The 18,620-nt window shown below is 60.0% G+C and carries 15 protein-coding genes; 5 read left to right on the top strand and 10 right to left on the bottom strand.

From position 1 onward, the window contains the following. Positions 1-4 precede the first annotated feature (4 nt). The 3 genes from asd to EA797_RS02650 all read left to right on the top strand — a co-directional run bounded on the left by asd (position 5) and on the right by EA797_RS02650 (position 5,009). Complete coding sequence (asd, locus tag EA797_RS02660; protein ID WP_122163644.1) at positions 5-907, top strand: archaetidylserine decarboxylase; 903 nt, start codon at positions 5-7, stop codon at positions 905-907. Between the two features lie 149 nt (positions 908-1,056). Next, a complete protein-coding gene (locus EA797_RS02655; protein ID WP_122163643.1) occupies positions 1,057-2,880 on the top strand; it encodes a molecular chaperone in 1,824 nt (607 codons plus the stop codon). 62 nt (positions 2,881-2,942) lie between these two features. Next, positions 2,943-5,009, top strand: coding sequence for an EAL domain-containing response regulator (locus EA797_RS02650; RefSeq protein WP_122163642.1), 2,067 nt, complete (start codon positions 2,943-2,945; stop codon positions 5,007-5,009). A gap of 24 nt (positions 5,010-5,033) precedes the next feature. Here the strand turns inward: EA797_RS02650 and serB are convergent, their stop codons facing one another. Next, positions 5,034-6,248, bottom strand: coding sequence for a phosphoserine phosphatase SerB (gene serB, locus EA797_RS02645; RefSeq protein ID WP_122163641.1), 1,215 nt, complete (start codon positions 6,246-6,248; stop codon positions 5,034-5,036). Positions 6,249-6,443: 195 nt separating this feature from the next. Here serB and EA797_RS02640 point away from each other — a divergent pair, with 195 nt between their 5' ends. Then, entirely contained in the window at positions 6,444-7,994 is a 1,551-nt protein-coding gene (locus EA797_RS02640) for an AhpA/YtjB family protein (RefSeq protein WP_122163640.1), read from the top strand. A gap of 159 nt (positions 7,995-8,153) precedes the next feature. Here EA797_RS02640 and EA797_RS02635 read toward each other — a convergent pair whose 3' ends face one another. From EA797_RS02635 to EA797_RS02595, 9 genes are all read right to left on the bottom strand, one after another. After that, complete coding sequence (locus EA797_RS02635) at positions 8,154-8,843, bottom strand: PqiC family protein (RefSeq protein ID WP_122163639.1); 690 nt, start codon at positions 8,841-8,843, stop codon at positions 8,154-8,156. A 217-nt stretch (positions 8,844-9,060) separates the two neighbouring features. Further along, positions 9,061-11,310 (bottom strand): DNA topoisomerase IV subunit A, encoded by a 2,250-nt coding sequence (parC, locus tag EA797_RS02630; RefSeq protein WP_122163638.1) that lies wholly within the window; start codon positions 11,308-11,310, stop codon positions 9,061-9,063. A gap of 2 nt (positions 11,311-11,312) precedes the next feature. After that, positions 11,313-11,834, bottom strand: a complete 522-nt coding sequence (locus EA797_RS02625) for a retropepsin-like aspartic protease family protein (protein WP_122163637.1) — start codon at positions 11,832-11,834, stop codon at positions 11,313-11,315. Further along, positions 11,831-12,814 carry an esterase-like activity of phytase family protein gene (locus tag EA797_RS02620; RefSeq protein WP_122163636.1) on the bottom strand — a complete coding sequence of 328 codons (984 nt, stop codon included), beginning with the start codon at positions 12,812-12,814 and terminating at the stop codon, positions 11,831-11,833. Before EA797_RS02620 ends, EA797_RS02625 begins: the two co-directional genes overlap by 4 nt. After that, the gene (gene parE / locus EA797_RS02615; RefSeq protein WP_122163635.1) at positions 12,811-14,697 is read right to left on the bottom strand and encodes a DNA topoisomerase IV subunit B; all 1,887 of its coding nucleotides are present in this window, start codon (positions 14,695-14,697) and stop codon (positions 12,811-12,813) included. Before parE ends, EA797_RS02620 begins: the two co-directional genes overlap by 4 nt. A gap of 18 nt (positions 14,698-14,715) precedes the next feature. After that, positions 14,716-15,333 carry a YqiA/YcfP family alpha/beta fold hydrolase gene (locus EA797_RS02610; RefSeq protein ID WP_122163634.1) on the bottom strand — a complete coding sequence of 206 codons (618 nt, stop codon included), beginning with the start codon at positions 15,331-15,333 and terminating at the stop codon, positions 14,716-14,718. A gap of 104 nt (positions 15,334-15,437) precedes the next feature. Further along, on the bottom strand, positions 15,438-16,253 hold the full coding sequence (gene cpdA, locus EA797_RS02605; RefSeq protein ID WP_122163633.1) for a 3',5'-cyclic-AMP phosphodiesterase: 816 nt from the start codon (positions 16,251-16,253) through the stop codon (positions 15,438-15,440). A gap of 155 nt (positions 16,254-16,408) precedes the next feature. Further along, positions 16,409-16,855 carry a DUF1249 domain-containing protein gene (locus EA797_RS02600; RefSeq protein ID WP_122163632.1) on the bottom strand — a complete coding sequence of 149 codons (447 nt, stop codon included), beginning with the start codon at positions 16,853-16,855 and terminating at the stop codon, positions 16,409-16,411. Continuing rightward, the gene (locus EA797_RS02595; protein WP_122163631.1) at positions 16,852-17,469 is read right to left on the bottom strand and encodes an NUDIX domain-containing protein; all 618 of its coding nucleotides are present in this window, start codon (positions 17,467-17,469) and stop codon (positions 16,852-16,854) included. Before EA797_RS02595 ends, EA797_RS02600 begins: the two co-directional genes overlap by 4 nt. Before the next feature lie 229 nt (positions 17,470-17,698). Between EA797_RS02595 and EA797_RS02590 the strand changes: the two genes are divergently transcribed. Continuing rightward, the gene (locus tag EA797_RS02590; protein WP_122163630.1) at positions 17,699-18,427 is read left to right on the top strand and encodes an RsiV family protein; all 729 of its coding nucleotides are present in this window, start codon (positions 17,699-17,701) and stop codon (positions 18,425-18,427) included. Positions 18,428-18,620: the final 193 nt, after the last annotated feature.

Raw genomic sequence — 18,620 nt, 5'->3', positions numbered from 1 at the left:
ATCCATGAAAGATCGCTTGTTCGTACTCAGTCAGTACCTGCTTCCGCATCACCTGATTTCGCGCCTAGCTGGCTGCCTTGCCGAGTGTCGCCTGCCGTGGGTGAAGAACACCTTCATCAAGGCTTTCATCAAGCACTTCGGCGTACCGATGCATGAAGCGCAAATTGAGGAACCAACAGCGTTCGAGCACTTCAACGCGTTCTTCACGCGCGCTCTCAAGGACGGCGCCCGCCCGCTGGACCCGACGCCAGGTGCGATCATCAATCCATGTGACGGCGCTATCAGCCAACTCGGCAAGATCGATCAAGGGCGGATATTTCAGGCCAAGGGTCACAGCTACAGCGTGATGGAGCTTCTCGGTGGCGATCACGAGCGCGCCGCGCCCTTCATGGGAGGCGATTTCGCCACCGTGTACCTCTCTCCCAAGGATTACCATCGTGTACACATGCCGCTTGCCGGGACGCTGCGTGAGATGGTCTATGTGCCGGGGCGTATCTTTTCTGTGAACACGGTAACCGCCGAAGGTGTACCCGAGCTGTTCGCACGCAATGAGCGCGTGGTTTGCCTGTTCGATACAGAACGCGGGCCGATGGCCATGGTGCTCGTCGGTGCGATGATCGTTGCCAGCATCGAAACCGTATGGGCCGGGCTCGTCACGCCCCCCAAGCGCACCCTCAAGACCTTCCGCTATGACGAGGCCGCGCGCTCGGCCATTCACCTGGAGAAGGGTGCGGAAATGGGCCGTTTCAAACTCGGCTCAACCGTGATTCTCTTGTTTGGACCAGAGCAGGTCAGCTGGGCTGAACAGCTGACTGCATTGTCACCTGTGTCCATGGGCGAAGCGCTTGGTCGGGCTAAACCCTTGTCGCCGCCAGCTCCATCAGATGTCACCGCGATTCCGTTATAACTGAACCAATGGTCAGTTGCCGCTGGCCAACCTCTTCGTGTCCGTTATGATGTCGCTATAGCAATTGCATTTTGATATCACTAGTGACGCGGACTAGCCCTCCAAAACCCCCAGTGGCAGGTGAGGGCGTAAGTCACGGAGTTCTACCATTGGAAAACCAAAGCCAGCCATTGCTGTTGCGTGTACCGAAGCCGGATCGCCAGGAGTTGTCCTTCTGCGAACCGAGCGTGCGTGGCATCAAGCATTGGCTCGCAGGACTACCCAAGGCGAACCTCGGAGAGACTGCACGGCAGCTTTATCAGGCTACGCAGGAACTCAATCAGTTACGCACCTCTGCCCAGAATCGTCTGCAGCTGCTCGAACTGATGCGGCCCGAAATTCATTTCGTCTGTCGCGACTTGGAACGCTACTTCATCAATCAGCCGGTAGTGCTTGGCGAGCGCCCACGCAAGGTGGCGAGCCTATGCCAGGCGCTGCTCAACCATCTTGCGGTGGGCTACAAGCTGATTGCCATTGAACTGGCGCCACAGCCCGGCCGTGAGCGGCTGCAGCTGCTTACCATTTCCCTGCAGCGCGCAATCCGCAGCTTGAGCACGATGCTGGTTCGCTCGACGCAGCTCTACAGCCCTACACCCGAAGGCCTGTGGCTGGAACTTCACCAGTTATATGCGCTTGCGGTCGAGCATGGGGTACAGCGCACCTTGGTGCGCGATGATCTGGGCTACCGGGTCAAGGGCCTCAGTGCCGAACAGAGCTATGTCGTGGCATTGCTGTTGGGTAGCGCGCGCTGCAACCAGCTGCGTCAGCAGAACATCGCGCAGCTGGCGCAGCTGCTCGAGCCCTGGAGTGCAATGGTTCAGCTGCACACCGGGCTGACCTCGACCAGCCTCTTCGGCGTGCCAACCCGCATCGACGGTCCGCCGCGTTATCGCACGATGTTTGGAGCTGACGAGCGCAGAAATTTGCTCGGCATAGATCCTCATGGCCTGGTCAAAGCCATTCAGACCCTCCTGGAATCACCCCAGGACGGCGCAGCGGCGTCCGCACTGGCATTGCCGGAAGGTATAAGTCTGGATCTCATGCAGCATGTGAGCGCCGCCTGGGGCGATATTTCCGAACGCAGCTTCCAGCGCACGCCTACCTCTGGGCAGATAAAGCTGTGTATAGGCATGAGCGCCCTGCACTACTTCCTCGCCGGTCAACGCGCATTCGGCGAGCTGCTTAAGCGACCACAGACGACTCGGTCGGCGGTATTCAAACTGAACAATGCGACTCCGGATGTCTGGTCCGTTGCTTTCGACGCCCAGGGCTTCAACGATGACGACATGCTTCCGAACGAGCACATCGAATTCGTCCACCCCGACAAGCCTGCGGCGAAAGACAAAACCACGGCTGAACCCGAGCCTCCGGTGCCCGACACCCTGTTTCCCACCTTCGAGGTTCAGCGGATAGACCACAGCCCGGGGGGCTACTGCCTGTCCTGGCCGGATGATGTTCCTGCGCAACTCCAGGCAGGCGAATTGCTGGGCCTGCAGGATTCTTCCAGCCAGACCTGGAGCATCGCCGTGGTGCGCTGGATCCGCCAAGTGCGCGGCAGCGGCCCGAGGATGGGTGTGGAACTCATCGCCCCTCAAGCTCAGCCGTGTGGCCTTCGCTTGCTGCGAAAGACCGACCAGGGCAGCGAATACCTGCGAGCTCTGCTGCTGCCCGAGATCAGTGTAATCTCCCGCCCCGCGACGTTGATCGTTCCACGTTTGCCGTTCCAGGAAGGCCAGAAGGTGCAGATCAATCAGAACGGTGACGAGCACCGCGCGATGCTCTGCAAGCGACAAGCAGGCACCAGCAGCTATAACCAGTTCGAGTATCAGTTGGTCGGAGTGGCGGCTCCCCCTCAGGAGAAACCGGTCACAGCACGAGGCAACCAGACGGCTTCACCGGGCGAAGATTTTGACTCGCTCTGGAACACGCTGTAGATTGCCGATCACCGTTTTTTAGCCTCCACGCCCCTATTACGGCGCGTTCCAAAGCTGCTGCCATGGCCCCGCAAAAGAAAACCATCCGCCTGCTGATCCTTGAAGATTCGCAGAATGAAGCTGAGCGACTCGTCAGCCTGTTTCGTAATGCGGGCCAGGCGACGCGTGTGCATCGCCTCACTTCCAGCGAAGATCTTGCCGAAGTTCTGCAACAGACTTGGGACCTGCTGATCAACGCACCGACGAGCGTCAATCTCGACCCCAGCGAAACCATCAGCGCCATCCGCAAGCAAGCCAAGGACATCCCGGTCATTCAGCTGATCGACGGCAATGATGCCGATGCGATAACTGAAGCTCTCATGCTGGGTGCGCACGGAGCCCTGCCTCAGGGCGAGGACGAATGGCTGATACTCGTCGCAAATCGCGAGCTGGCGAACCTCGAGGACAGGCGCGCGCGGCGATCGTCTGAATTGGCGCTGCGCGAAGCCGAAAAACGCTGCCAATTGCTGTTGGAAAGCTCGGTTGACGCCATTGCCTACGTACACGACGGCATGCATATCTATGCCAACCGCGCCTATCTTGAACTGTTCGGTTACGAGGATGTGGAAGAGCTCGAGTGCATGCCGATGATCGACCTGATCGCCTCCGCTGATCAGAGCGCATTCAAGAATTTCCTGAAGAATTATCAGAGCATGCAAGGCAGTGCCGAGCTGGCGTGCGGCGGTGTTCGCGCCGATGGCAGCAGCTTCAAGGCGAGCATGCATTTTTCGCCGGCGAGCTACGACGGGGAGCCCTGCATTCAGGCGGTTATCCGCGCAGAAAGCGACAACGCCGAACTGGAAAAGCTGCGCGAAATCAGCAGTCAGGACCTGGTGACAGGTCTCTACAACCGCAACCATTTTCTGGAATCACTGGACGGCGCCGTTCAGCGAGCCGTCAATGCCGGCAAGGGTTCAAGCCTGGCCTACATCCGCATCGATCGATTCGCCAGCCTGCAAGCAGAGATCGGCCTGGGCGACTCGGACCGACTTCTGGCCGAGCTGGCGCAGCTGCTGCGCGAACGCTTCCACGACAAAGCGGAGCTGGCACGCTTCGGTGACGATGCTTTTGCCGTATTGATGGCCGAAGCCACGCCCATGCAGCTCGAACAGCCGTTGACCGAGCTGCTGCGTAAGGTCGAAGGGCACCTGTTCGATGTCGGCGGCCGTACCGTCCAGACCAGCCTGAGCATCGGAGTGGCCGCACTCGACGAGCAGACTGCCAAGGCACGTGACGTCATTGATCGCGCCCACCGTTGCGCCGAAGAACTGACGGACGGCAACGCACTTCGGGTCTATGATCCGGCGCATGAACTGGCCGCCGCGGCCAGCCGCGGCAACGTCCTGGCCATGTTGCAACAAGCTCTGGAAAAGAACAGCTTCCGCTTGCTGTTTCAGCCGATCATCAGCCTGCGTGGCGATAGCCATGAGCATTATGAAGTCCTGCTGCGCCTGCTCGACGCTGAAGGCGCCGAAGTGCCGCCGGGCGAATTCCTCGAGGCGGCGAAAGAGGCAGGGCTGGCTACGAAGATAGACCGCTGGGTACTTCTGAACTCGATCAAGTTGCTCGCCAGCCACCGCAGCAAAGGCCACAGCACGCGACTGATGATTCATCTGTCCGGCTCCAGCCTGCAGGATCCATCCCTGCTCAGCTGGCTCGGCGCTGCGCTGAAGGCTTCGAAACTACCGCCAGACTCGCTTGTCTTCCAGCTGGACGAGCAAGATGCCGTTGCCTATCTGAGACAGGCGAAGGCTCTTACCCAAGGCCTCACTGCACTCGGCTGCCACGTTGCCCTGAGTCAGTTCGGCTGCGTATTGAACCCATTCAATACGCTCAAGCACCTCAATGCCGCATTCGTGAAAATCGATGGCTCCTATACGCAGGACCTCAGTCGTCAGGAAAACCAGGAGTCTCTCAAACAGCTGCTGGCCGATCTCCATGAACAAGCCAAGCAGACCATCGTCCCGTTCGTTGACAGCGCCACCGTGCTGGCAACCCTCTGGCAGGCCGGTGTTGGCTACATCCAAGGCCAGTATCTGCAGGGCCCAAGCCAGTCGATGGACTACAACTTCTCCTCGGATGAGGAATAAGCGGGCCGAAGGCCCGCTGACGAGCTACTCGACTCCTTCACGGTCCCTGAATCCAAGCAGATAAAGAATCCCGTCCAGTCCGAGCGTCGAGATCGCCTGCTTCGCCGACTGTTTGACTAGCGGCTTGGCACGGAAAGCCACGCCGAGCCCCGCCAATCCGAGCATTGGCAGGTCATTCGCGCCGTCGCCGACTGCAATGGTCTGCTCCAGACGCAACCCCTCGCGCGCAGCCAGTTCACGAAGCAAATCAGCTTTGCGCTGCGCATCGACGATAGGCTCCTGGGCAACCCCGGTGAGCTTTCCATCGACGATTTCCAGCTCATTGGCATAGACGTAGTCAATGCCCAGCCTGGCCTGCAACTGACGCGCAAAATAGGTGAAGCCACCCGACAGAATCGCCGTCTTGTAGCCAAGCCGCTTGAGCTCGGCAAACAGCAACTCGGCCCCCTCGGTAAGCCGCAAGCGAGCTCCGACCTCAGCGAGCGCGCGCTCTTCCAATCCCTCGAGCAATGCCAGGCGCTCTCGGAAGCTGGCCCGAAAGTCCAGCTCGCCGCGCATCGCGCGCTCGGTGATTTCGGACACCTGATCACCGACTCCGGCCACCTTGGCCAGCTCATCGATGACTTCCGCCTCGATCAGCGTAGAGTCCATGTCGAACACGGCCAGCCGACGATTGCGCCGGAACACCGAGTCACGCTGAAACGCGATATCGACATTAAGCTCCTGCGCAACGCTAAGAAACTCGGCGCGCAACGCTGCGGTATCTGCGGGTTCGCCACGAACTGAAAACTCGATGCAGCCCTTGCCCCGCTCCTCGGGCATGTCCAGCGGCTGACGACCGGAAAGACGGTCGATGTGATCGATGTTCAGGCCGTATTTGGCGGTAATCGAGCTGACTCGCTGCAATTGTTCGGCGGTCACCTTTCTGGTCAGTAAGGTGACGATGTGGCGGGGCTTGCCCTGGCCTGCGACCCACTGCTGATAATCTGCTTCAGCAACCGGCGTAAAGCGCACCTGCTGGTCATGCTTGTAGCCCATGAACAGCACGTCCTTGAGCACTGAGGACGCACCCTCGGTATCGGGAATCTCAACCAGGATGCCGAACGACAGCGTGTCGTGAATCACCGCCTGACCGATATCCAGGATATTCACGCCACCCTGAGCGAGCACGCCGGTAATGGCCGCGGTCAGCCCGGGGCGATCTTCCCCGGTGATGTTAATCAGGACGATTTCGCGCAAGGCGCTGCTCCTATGCAAAGAAGGCGGGCATTCTACAACAGCAGAGAGTTCGCCGGACGTTACCGCAAGCCAGCCGCTCTGCAGATATAGCGCCGATGCGTCTGCAATTCGTCTGCTTTGAATAGGCGACCTTTAGCCACCAGTACGCTTTCCGTATACTGCGCGGCACCTTCCTTAAGAGTAGAGCCGCGCTCTGTGAACCGGCCCGCATCCGTCAAGCCTGATAATTTCTTCCTGCTGATCTACCGTGCATTGCGCCAGCGTCGTGTCCCGCTGGTTCTCAGGGTCGCCAGCCATACAATCCTGCTGGTCGCGCTGGCATTGATCATCTATGCCTGGGTGATGGGCATGCAGTTCAAGCATGCGATGGAACAGCAGGCTGATGCGCTCGGCCAGAGCCTGATCACCCAGACGGCGGCCTCTGCAACCGATCTGCTGGTGGCAAATGACATTCTCAGCCTCAATGTATTGCTGAGCAATCTGGTCAAGAATCCCCTGGTTGCGCACGCGGCGATCTATAGCGTCGATAACCGGGTGCTCGCTGAATCGGGCGCACGGCCGCAGCGAAACCTGCTGGGCGATGAAGAGGGGCTCTTCTCGACACCGATCAGTTTTCAGGAAGTGATCGCAGGGCACCTGCGCATCAGCCTGGACATGAAGCAGTTTCAGCAGCCGATGACCATCAGCTTGCAAAGCATGGGGCTGCTCAGCCTGATTCTCCTGGCGCTTACCTTGACGCTCAGCATGCGTTTGGGCCGCCAGCTCTCGCTTCCTCTGATGCAACTGCGCCTATGGTTGCGTGACCCGGACGATCCCGCGCCCGGCGCGGGCCGGCAGGATGAGATCGGCGATCTGGCGCGCCAACTGCAGGCGCGGCTGGTGCCTGAAGAGGTCGAGCCGGAAATAGAGCTGGACGACAGCATGCAGGATCTCTACTCGGCGCACTTCGATGTGCCCGCCGCGGCACCGGCCAATGACTATGCACGACCGGAAGTGGACCTCAGCGATCAGCTCGACGAATTTGACGAGGACGTCCTATCGATAGATGCCGCTCGTACTGAGCCCCCATTCGACACATACGAGTTCGATGATGACCCCCCGTTCGAGATGGCCGAGCCGCGGCCAGCCCCGACGACTTCAATCGTGCCACCGGTTCAAAAGGCAATGAGTGGCAAGAGCGGCGTCCTTGCGATACAGCTCGGCGCACAAGAGCAGCTTCGTCGGCTGCCACGCGCTAGGCTCACCGAACTGCTACAGCGCTATAGCGACTGCCTTCAGCAAGCAGCCACGCTTTACCAGGCCGAACTGCACACGCTGAACGATGGGAGCAGCCTGATGCTCTTCCATAGCCAGGACGATGAACAGAACTACCTGACCCACGCAATCTGCTGCGGCGAACTGATGCGCGCGCTCGGCCATGCCTTGCAGATCGAAGTCGCCGATAGCGGGATTACTTTGCACCTGCAGCTCGGACTGACTCAGGGTGAAAAACTCTACGACCTCACCCAGGGCGAACTTCTGCTCAGCGAAGCGGCCCAGGCAGCTCTGGCCATGTCTCAGCACAGCCGCAACCTGCTGTTGGTTGAAAAGAGTGTTGGCGAGGACAACCTGATCCGTCAGCGAGCACGCATTCGGCCCATCGCTAGCCCGGAAGGGGCTTCCTGCGTTGAGCGACTGCTCGAACCCTACCCATCACTGCTGGAACGTCAGCTTGCCCGCATGCATGAGATACGCAACCGGGGCTGAGCTCTGCATCGGATGGAGTAGGGAGTTCACGCCCGGGTTTTATTGAAACGGCGCTGGCTGAGAAGAAGGGTCGATGACTGCTGTCGATGCATCATGACCGCCAACGCTTCCGCGACATGCGTCTCGCAACATGCGGGCCTCAGCCTGCCGCAGCGGATGCTAGAAGCGGAACACTTCCATCTCCGTCCTGATCGGCTCCACTGCGGGGATCGTCGGTGGAGAAGCCGGCTTGCTTGGCGCTTTGACAATGTTACGCTTGGCTTGTGTTTTCGCTACCACGATGGGCTCGACAGCACTTGCCAACATCTCGCTGAGGCGATGCAACAGCACGCTCTGAGCTCGAACCTGATCGGTTGCACTGCCACGGTGGTCCTCCTGCAACCGGACTAAGCGGCTGCCCTGCCGCTTACCCTGCTTGTCCAGCAAACGCCAATGGGCCTCCAGTACGGCAGGATGCTGCGGACCGGAATCAAGGCGGGTAATTTCCAGCTCGATCTGCACGTCGGGTGAGAATCCATTACTACCGGGGCTCAGCTCCAAGCTTTGCGTCTTCAAACGCGATGCCAACTGACGCAGCAACAGCTGATTGATGTCGCCCTGCAGGTCACCGGCCCACCGCGCCTGCTGGCCGTTGGCAGCCAGACTTCCATCCGGCTGGCGCTGCAACAGCGCGTCCTGACGCAGATAGTCAGCCAGCTCGATAGGCCCCAGCAGAATCGCTGCGCCATCGGCCGCCTGCGCGGGCATTTCCACATTGCCGTTGTCCAGCCGATACATCGGCACAGGCTGCGTGACACAGCCTGCAAGACTGACACAGGCGAATAACAGGATCGTTGTGAAGCGCTGCACGTTCGTTTCTACCCTTGCACCGAATCAGCGACATCGTAGCGGCCGGCGTAAGTCACACGCCTGATCCGCTCGCCGCTTGCTCGTGCCGATTGTTTGGCCGCCAACGCAGCAGGACCTTGCTGCCGCTGCGTTGGAAGTCAGATATTTTTGAAGGCCGCTATCTTCCGTGAAACGATCGCAGGAAGCCAGCCTCTAAGGCACCCCTATTAAGCTGCCTTTACTCGACCAGCAGTCCATCCACTCGCTGGAAGCCGCGTGGCAGCTTGTTGCCTCGCCGTCCCCGCTCGCCCTTGTAGTGCTCTAGATCATCGCTCTTGAGTGACAAAGTGCGCTTGCCGGCCTGCAGCACCAGCGTCGAGCCCTCGGGCAATACGGCGAGATCCGTCAGGTATTCCTCGCGGCTGGCTACTCGATCACCCGGGATTCCAATGATCTTGTTCCCCTTGCCTTTGCCCAGCTGCGGAAGATCCCGTACCGGGAAGACCAGCAGGCGGCCTTCGGTTGTGACCGCTGCCAGCCAATCCTGATCGCGGTTTTTCAATGGCCTCGGCGCGACCACACGTGCACCCGATGGCAACGAAAGCAGCGCCTTACCGGCCTTGTTCTTGGCTTGCAGGTCCTCGCCCCTGACCACGAAACCGTAGCCTGCATCGGACGCAATCACGTAAAGCGCTTCGTCATCGGGCAGCATTACGCATTCGAAACTGGCCCCCGGGGGCGGCGTCAGACGGCCAGTCAAAGGCTCGCCCTGACCGCGAGCCGACGGAAGTGAGTGGGCCGCGAGCGAATAACTGCGGCCGGTGGAGTCGATGAAAACGGCGTACTGATTGGACCGTCCCGCTGCCGCAGCTCGGAAGCCGTCTCCGGCCTTATAGGAAAGACCGGTCGCATCTATGTCATGGCCCTTGGCACAACGCGCCCAGCCCTTCTCGGAGATCACTACGGTGACCGGTTCGGACGGCAACAGCTCGTTTTCCGAGAGCGCCCGCGCCTCCGCGCGCGCAACGATTGGTGATCGACGGTCATCGCCGTAAGTTTCGGCGTCGGCGATCAGCTCCTTGCGCACCAGCTTTTTCAGCTTGGCTTCACTGCCCAGCAGCGCCAGTAGCTTCTCGCGTTCCTTGGCAAGCTCGTCCTGCTCGCCACGTATCTTCATCTCTTCCAATCGCGCCAGCTGCCGCAGACGAGTATCGAGAATGTAATCAGCCTGCAGCTCGGAGAGTTCAAAACGGGCCATCAGGACCGGCTTGGGTTGATCCTCGGTACGGATGATATGGATCACCTCGTCGAGGTTGAGGAAGGCGACAAGCAGGCCTTCCAACAGGTGCAGACGTTTTTCGACCTTATCCAGCCGGAACTGCAAACGGCGACGCACGGTATTGATGCGATAGGCCAACCACTCGCTGAGCAGTACCTGCAGGTTCTTCACCTGCGGGCGACCGTCCAGGCCGATGACATTGGTGTTCACCCGATAGCTGGATTCCAGCTCGGTGGTGGCGAACAGATGCTGCATCAGCTCGTCGGCATCGACCCGGTTAGAGCGCGGAATGATCACGATACGACAGGGGTTTTCATGGTCCGATTCGTCTCGCAGGTCCGCCACCATTGGCAGCTTCTTCGCCTGCATCTGCGCGGCGATCTGTTCCAGCACCTTGGACCCGGAGACCTGATGCGGCAATGCCGTGACGACGATATCGCCATCCTCTACGCGATAGACCGCCCGCATCCGTACCGAACCGCGGCCGGTTTCATAGATTTTCAGCAGATCGGCACGGGGCGTGATGATTTCCGCTTCGGTGGGGTAATCAGGTCCCTGAACATGTTCACAGAGCTGCTCGACGGTCGTCTTCGGATCATCAAGCAAGCGCACGCAGGCGGCCGCCACTTCACGCAGATTATGCGGCGGCACGTCGGTTGCCATACCCACGGCGATGCCGGTCGTGCCGTTGAGCAACAGATTGGGCAGACGCGCCGGCAGCGTCGCCGGCTCGTTCAGGGTGCCATCGAAGTTGGGCACCCAGTCCACAGTTCCCTGCCCCAGCTCAGTGAGCAGAACTTCGGAATAGCGCGAAAGGCGCGCTTCGGTGTAACGCATGGCCGCGAAAGATTTCGGATCATCCGGAGCTCCCCAGTTGCCCTGGCCGTCGACCAGTGTGTACCGATAGCTGAACGGCTGCGCCATCAGCACCATGGCTTCGTAGCAGGCCGAATCGCCGTGGGGGTGGAATTTACCGAGCACGTCACCGACGGTACGCGCCGACTTCTTGTGCTTGGAGTCGGCATTGAGGCCCAGCTCGCTCATGGCATAGATGATGCGCCGCTGCACCGGCTTTAGGCCGTCGCCGATGTGCGGCAAGGCCCGATCCATGATCACGTACATCGAATAGTTGAGGTACGCCTGCTCGGTGAAGTCGGCAAGTGAGCGGCGCTCGACGCCGTCCAGGCTCAGGTCTAGGGTTTCGCTCATGGTCAATCCGTGGCGTGTTGGCGCAGCACCAGAGTGCCGGCGCGCTGGGTGAATTCGAGTTGTTTGAGGGCGCTCATGCCGAGCAGTACCTGATCCCCGCCGAAACCTGGCGCAATCAGGGCGCGCACGTCATGCAGGAGGATGTCTCCCAATCCAAGACTTTTGAGCACGGTCCGGTAGCCCGTGGTCTGCCCATTGGCCGTTTGCAGCATGACGGGTGCGCCGCGTTGCAACCCCAGGCGTTCGGCCAGCTGAGCCGGAATGGCGACATCCGTCGCGCCGGTATCGAGAAGAAAGGTCACGGTCTCCCCGTTGATTCTTCCGTCTGCGACGAAATGCCCCTGAACATTGCTTTCGAGCCGAACTTCGATCTGCTCGCCCTGGACGATGGAAACCGGCTCGCGGTTGGGGTTGAAGCGACTCTGCTCCCAGTCCGAGAAGAAGCGGGTGGCGAGCAGCAGTCCCGCCCCCCACGCAAGCACCAGCATCACGCGGCCAGCACGACGGCCAGCTGGCTGGGTCACTTTTTCGCACCCCAGCCGCCCTTGGGCGCGGCAACCCGCCACACGATCGGACGCTTCTCCCCATCGGCGCGGGCGAGCCCGTTATTGTCGATGCCGATCCAGGCCCCCTCTTCGTCTACCCACAACGCCTCGGCATTGCCGAACGGTGTGTCGTAGCGCCTGGCTTCCGCAAGCGCAGTGGCGGCATACGACCAGCAGAGTTCGCTCGCGCCCGTGGACGGACGGCGCCGGCAAATCTGATGGGGCACCGGCTCCAGAGTGAACAGTTTTTCCTTGTGGAAGGCCAGACCAGAGAACCTGCGGGGCTGCTCGCCCTCACCCATGGCCGCTGGAGTTGCTTCACGACCGCCCTCGGCGAGTAGCACACAGCCACCAGTGCATTGCCAGGCGCTCTGTTTGCGATGCATGACCATGAGGCCCCGACGACTATGCTCCGCAGCCAGCCACAGTCGATCAGCACCCGGATCCACAGCGATACCTTCGAACATGGCGTTGAAGTTAAGGAGCATTCCGCTCGCGCGGGCCTGACGTACAAGCCCACCTGGCAGCTTCAGCCAATCTGCGGTGCCGGCTGGGCTGACCCGTAGCACCGCCGCGTGCGCCTCGCTGACTAAATACCGATTACCGAGGCTGTCGCAGCTCAGGCCTTCGAAATCCATCTCGCCTCCGCGAAACAGACCCGCAACGGCGCTGCGCATCCGTACGCCCCAGGACAATCCTGTGTTGGGTACGGGCGGCAGTTCGAAGCGCTCAGCTTCCGCCTGCCAGACCGTTTCGCTGGCATCGAGCCGATACAACACATTGTCTTCCCGGTCCGAGACAGCCCAAAGCGCATCACCGCACCATGCGAGCCCCGAGAGATTGCCCTGGGCAATGCCTTCAATGGGATGCTCGCTCACGAATTCAAGCTCAGCGCTTTGTCCGGCGGCCCAAACAGGCGTAGCCAATGCCAGTAGCAGAGCAATCCAGCGAGCGTTCAAATCAGCACCTCGGCCATGTTGCCCTTCGATTCCAGCCAGCTTTTGCGATCACCCGCGCGCTTCTTAGCCAGCAGCATGTCCATGATTTCCCGAGTGCCATCAAAGTCATCCAGCGTCAGCTGTACCAGCCGACGGGTATTGGGATCCATTGTGGTTTCTCGCAGCTGCGGGGGGTTCATCTCACCCAGGCCCTTGAATCGAGTGACTTGCGGTTTTCCACGCCGTTTCTCGGCAACCAGGCGGTCAAGGATGCCGTCACGCTCGGCTTCGTCGAGGGCATAGAAAATGTCCTTGCCGAGATCGATGCGATAAAGCGGAGGCATCGCTACATAGACATGGCCGGCGTCCACCAATGGACGGAAATGGCGAACGAACAGCGCGCAAAGCAAAGTGGCGATGTGCAGCCCATCCGAGTCGGCGTCAGCCAGAATGCAGATCTTGCCGTAGCGCAGCTGAGTGATATCCGCAGCGCCGGGATCTACGCCGATGGCCACGGCAATGTCGTGAACTTCCTGGCTCGCCAGTACTTCGCCGCCATCGACCTCCCAGGTATTCAGAATCTTGCCTCGCAACGGCATGATCGCCTGAAACTCCTTGTCGCGCGCCTGCTTGGCAGACCCGCCGGCAGAGTCTCCTTCGACGAGGAACAGCTCCGAGCGTGCCGGGTCCTGCCCTGCGCAGTCAGCCAGCTTGCCGGGTAGCGCCGGCCCCTGAGTGATGCGCTTGCGCTCGACTTTTTTGCTTGCCTTGAGTCGTCGCCCGGCGTTACTGATGGCGAGCTCGGCAAGCTGCATCCCCAGATCGGGGTGAGCGTTCAGCCAAAGACTGAAGGCGTCCTTCACAACGCCGGAGACGAAAGCCGCAGACTCCCGCGAGGACAGTCGTTCCTTGGTTTGGCCGGAGAACTGCGGCTCCTGCATTTTTGTCGAGAGCACGAACGCGATCCGCTCCCAAACGTCTTCCGGCGCCAGCTTGACTCCGCGGGGCAGCAGATTGCGAAACTCGCAGAACTCGCGCATCGCATCCAGTAGACCCTGACGCAGGCCGTTTACGTGTGTCCCCCCTTGCGCGGTGGGAATCAGGTTGACGTAACTTTCCTGAACACTGTCGCCTCCCTCGGGCAGCCACAGCAATGCCCAGTCCACCGCCTCCTTGCTGCCGGCCAGACTGCCGCAGAATGGCTCATCCGGTAGCCGCGCGAATTCGCTGACAGCGTCTACCAGGTAGGATCGCAGGCCGTCCTCATAATGCCATTCGACCTTCTCGCCAGTGCTCTTGTCTTCGAAGCTGACGTTGAGCCCCGGGCAGAGCACGGCCTTGGCCTTGAGCACATGCTTGAGCCGGCTGATTGAAAACTTCGGCGAATCGAAGTATTTGGGGTCGGCCCAGAAATGCACGCTGGTGCCAGTGTTGCGTTTGCCAACCGAGCCGATTACGTCAAGCTCACTGGCTTTGAAGCCGTCCGCAAACGCCATGCGGTATTCATTGCCGTCGCGCTTGACCGTCACTTCCACCCGAGTGGAGAGCGCGTTAACCACTGAAATGCCAACGCCATGCAGACCGCCTGAGAATTGGTAATTCTTGTTGGAAAACTTGCCGCCGGCATGCAGCTTGGTGAGGATCAGCTCAACGCCCGAGACGCCCTCTTCAGGGTGGATATCTACCGGCATGCCGCGACCGTCGTCGATTACCTGCAGCGAGTTGTCCTGGTGCAGGATCACTTGCACAGAGCTGGCGTGGCCAGCCAGGGCCTCGTCGACACTGTTATCGATGACTTCCTGTGCAAGGTGATTCGGACGCGAGGTGTCGGTATACATGCCCGGACGCTTGCGAACAGGATCCAGGCCCGAGAGGACTTCAATGGCTTCGGCGGTATAAGACATGTGCGTCTCTTGATGTCCTTATAAATCGGAAAAATCGAGCTCTGCGAAAGACGCAGGATCAAAGCCTGCAAAGGCCAGCAAAGCAGGAAGGTGGTCGGCGAAACCCTGATAGCTGTGATCGCCCCCGGCCTGGATCCGCACTGCGCATCCTTTGTAGAAGTCCGCAGCTTGACGGTAATCCAGTGTTTCATCGCCGGTCTGCAGCCAGACCTGATAGCGATCGGCATCCTCCGGCGGCGGCACCTCAAGCTCGGCCAGGGCAGCGACGTGATCCTCGGTCAGCTGCCAGACCTCGCCGGTATAAAGATTGGTTTGCTGCCCGAGATAGCCGTCGAAACGGCGGTGCGGCGTCACTGCCGGATTGATCAGCAGGGCCTTGAGGCCGTGGCGTTCGGCGAGGTGCGTTGCATAGTATCCGCCGAGGGAGCTGCCGACCAGCAAAGGCCGACCGAGCTTGGTAATCGCCATATCAAGCTGGGCGATTGCCTGGCGTGGATGATGATGTAGGGCCGGAACCTGCAGCCATGCACCCATGCCGATCCGCTCCAACGCAGCGGTGAGCTGGCTGGCCTTGCGCGATACCGGGGAGCTGTTGAGCCCATGCATGTAGAGGATGGAGGGGGGCATTGATGTCATGCTGATTCGCTGAGCTGGCAAGGACGGGAAAGGCTACTAGGCGAAGCGCGCAAGCTGCAAGCTTGTACCGTCCTGATCCAAGGCTGGAATCGGCAGGCTCGCTTCTAATAGCCCTTGACGCTGTAGTCGACGACGAAGTCCATCCCTACGACTCGCGACACGCCCGTCTCCAGCTCCCCATTGGCGTACAGCCTTAGCCAGCGGTAGCCGGGAGCCCGTGTATCCACCTGAAAATCTTCGCTGCCCGGTGCGAACTGTACGCCGGTGGATGGCGTAGCCAGCAATCTCACGTCGCTGCGCCAGCCATCGAACTCCTGATGGATATGCCCCCAGAGCAACGCCTTGACACACTTGAAGCGATCCAGAATCTCGAATAAAGCATCACGGTTGCGCAGCCCGATGCTGTCCATCCAGCGGCTGCCGATTGAAACCGGGTGATGATGCAGGCAGACCAGATGCGGTTGTTCTGGCGCCTGAGCCAGCGTCTGCTCCAGCAAAGCCAGCTGCTCGTCGCGCAGCATGCCGAACACCGAGCCCGGCACCAGCGTATCGAGCATCACCACTCGCCAGGCGCCGATATCCAGGACCGGCAGCATCAGATCGCTGCCGCTAGCGGCCTGCCGCATCATGTCCAGTTCGTCGTGATTGCCGGGGCACCAGCGTGCAGGGGCATCGATGCGCTCGGACAGTGCGCGAAAACGCTTGTACGAATCAAGCGAGCCATCCTGAGACAAATCCCCGGTCGCCAGCACCAGGTCGACGTCAGCCTGCTCATCGAGCACTAGATCGACAACCCGCTGCAGACTCTCGGCAGTGTCCATACCCAGCAATTTCCCGCCCGCCTCGGCAAACAGGTGGCTGTCGGTCAACTGAACGAGCAGGACTGAGTCTTTTTCAGCAGTGAGGGGCGCAGCAGCCAAGACCCGTCTCCTTTGGCGAAATCGCAGAAGAATTATGGTGGCTGTCAGTTGCAGGGGTAAACCGCGCGATGCGGGCTTGCATCACAGAACCGGCTGGGAGCGCCACGATCGCATAGCATAACGCCAGTATCGCGGACGATGCTTATCTCTTTTGCCTATACCACGGGCTCGAGTTCATGGCCGCACGCCAGGCAATGGCCAAGCCACTCGCCCAAGAAGAGGTTGAGCTGGTTTTTCTCGTCGGGCTGATGCATCTGCGCGTTGGGATAGCTATAGATGCCGCGGAAGCGCCGAGCATGCTCGGCACTTATCACTTCAGCCATCCGTGCATCATGATAGACACGCACATCCATCTGCGGGACCGGCAACCAGGGCAGACAATCCTGCTGACTGATCTGTACGGTCGTGGTGTAGGGACAGGATTCGATAACTTTGAGGACCAGCACTCCCAGGAGCCGGTCACCCTGGCTCATAGCGATGCGGCGTGTATCTGGCCGGTTGCGCATCTCAGGCAGCAACCGCATCAGCCGCAGGTAGTTGGCTTCGCATGCCGACTGCAATTCAAGCAGGTCGACGCGATACCGCTCGCGGGTTCGCCTCATATCCATGCCTCCCGGATTTCGTCGCGGTTCAAGGCCAGCCACTGCAGGGCAATGATAGTCGCCGCATTGTCGATGCGGCCGTCGCGCAAAGCCTGCAGTGCATTATCCAGTGACCACACCGCTGCACGGATATCTTCGCCCTCCTCCTCAAGGCCGAATACGCCGCCAGCATTGATGCTGCTGCAACGTCCGACATACAAATGAATGCGTTCGGTGCTGCCGCCGGGGGACGGATAGTAAACCGACACCGGCCAGAGTTCGCCGAGCTCGAGGCCGGCTTCTTCAATCGATTCCCGGCGCGCCACTTCTTCGGGCTGCTCATCCTTGTCGATCAGGCCGGCTACCGTTTCCACCAACCAGGGGTTGTCGCCATGGGCCATGGCTCCCACACGAAACTGCTCGACCAGCACCACTTCGTCACGCTGTGGATCGTACGGCAGCACGCAGACTGCATCATGGCGCACGAACAATTCACGCTCGATCTCCGCGCCCATGCCGCCCCTAAACAGACGATGGCGAAGACGGAACCGGTCAAGGTTATAAAACCCGCTGAAGCAGCGCTCACGCTGGATGATCTCGACATCGTCGGCGCCGGCTTGGAAAATATCGTTCATGAACTACTCACATATCGGTTTGTTCCTGCACCCAGGACGCAGGAAAAGGCTGCAACCGTCACGACGTGAGCGGTTTCTCTAATGCCATCCTAGCGCGCCGTTTGCTCAGGCGCAGCCCTTTGCAGACCACTCGCATCCGGAAAAATTGCTCAACCCCTGTTTACGAACTTCATTTCCTGCCAGCACTCGAAACCCCTCAGCCGCCACCACTAGAGCCGTGAAATCACCTATGTCCATACGCCAGTCCTTAGCTCTGATCTCGCTTAGCCTGCTCATCAGCGCATGCCAGCACTTTGGCGGTGAGCCGCCCGTTGAGGTCAAACAAGTCCTCAGCGAGCAGCGTCCGGCCGGCTGCCCTGAAACGGACGAACGCTGCCCGTTGGTCAACATCGATACCCAGCTGTTCGAGTCGGAACCTGCGCTCAACGCCCTCATCGACCAGCGTTTGCGCAAGATGACCATCAACAGTCCCGATGCCACCATTCCCGCTACGCTTGAAAGCTATCAGGAGGAGTTTCTGCGCCAAGCCGAACCAGGCTGGAGCAGCTACCTGCAAGCCAAACTGCGTGAACAGCATGGTTCGCTTCTGGTCGTCGAGCTATCGAGCTACCTGCATACTGGCGGTGCCCACGGCATGCCAGGTCGCGGGTTCATCAACTATGACCGGGAGCAGGGTCGCGAACTGCAGCTGGCGGACATACTGCTGCCGGGTAAGGAAGGAGCGTTTTGGCGCGCTGCTGCAAGCGCTCATCAACAATGGCTAGTGGAGAACGAACACGACGCAAGCTTCGCACGGCAATGGCCCTTCCAGCGGACCAGAAATATCGCACTGCTGCGCGACAAGGTGCTTCTCAAATATGACGTCTATAGCATTGCACCGTATTCAAGCGGCCATCCGGAGCTGGAGATCCCTCATAGCGAGCTCAGCGGGATACTAAAGCCCGCTTATTTGCAATAGATGATCGAAGCGGCGGTATCAGGCTTTAGCCCGCAGCATTGCGGGCGCGCGGTGCATGTAAAGAGGTTACAGCCCTTCATAGCGCCTGGAAGTAGCTCGCCGAGCACGGCCCCTTCCATGCAAAGCAAAGGTCAACAAGGCAGTTCACGCCTCAGTCGATTTACCGATAAGCAACCAATGGTAAGGACGGTCT

Source organism: Stutzerimonas zhaodongensis (genome assembly GCF_003696365.1).
Taxonomy (GTDB): Bacteria; Pseudomonadota; Gammaproteobacteria; order Pseudomonadales; family Pseudomonadaceae; genus Stutzerimonas; species Stutzerimonas zhaodongensis.
Note: the sequence above shows the minus strand (reverse complement) of the source record. Positions and strands in the feature narration are given on the sequence as shown.

Coding starts and splice junctions, on each gene's coding strand:
- asd (WP_122163644.1), top strand. CDS start 5: ATGAAAGATCGCTTGTTCGTACTCAGTCAGTACCTGCTTCCGCATCAC.
- EA797_RS02650 (WP_122163642.1), top strand. CDS start 2,943: ATGGCCCCGCAAAAGAAAACCATCCGCCTGCTGATCCTTGAAGATTCG.
- parC (WP_122163638.1), bottom strand. CDS start 11,310: ATGAGCGAAACCCTAGACCTGAGCCTGGACGGCGTCGAGCGCCGCTCA.
- parE (WP_122163635.1), bottom strand. CDS start 14,697: ATGTCTTATACCGCCGAAGCCATTGAAGTCCTCTCGGGCCTGGATCCT.
- EA797_RS02610 (WP_122163634.1), bottom strand. CDS start 15,333: ATGACATCAATGCCCCCCTCCATCCTCTACATGCATGGGCTCAACAGC.
- EA797_RS02600 (WP_122163632.1), bottom strand. CDS start 16,855: ATGAGGCGAACCCGCGAGCGGTATCGCGTCGACCTGCTTGAATTGCAG.
- EA797_RS02595 (WP_122163631.1), bottom strand. CDS start 17,469: ATGAACGATATTTTCCAAGCCGGCGCCGACGATGTCGAGATCATCCAG.
- EA797_RS02590 (WP_122163630.1), top strand. CDS start 17,699: ATGTCCATACGCCAGTCCTTAGCTCTGATCTCGCTTAGCCTGCTCATC.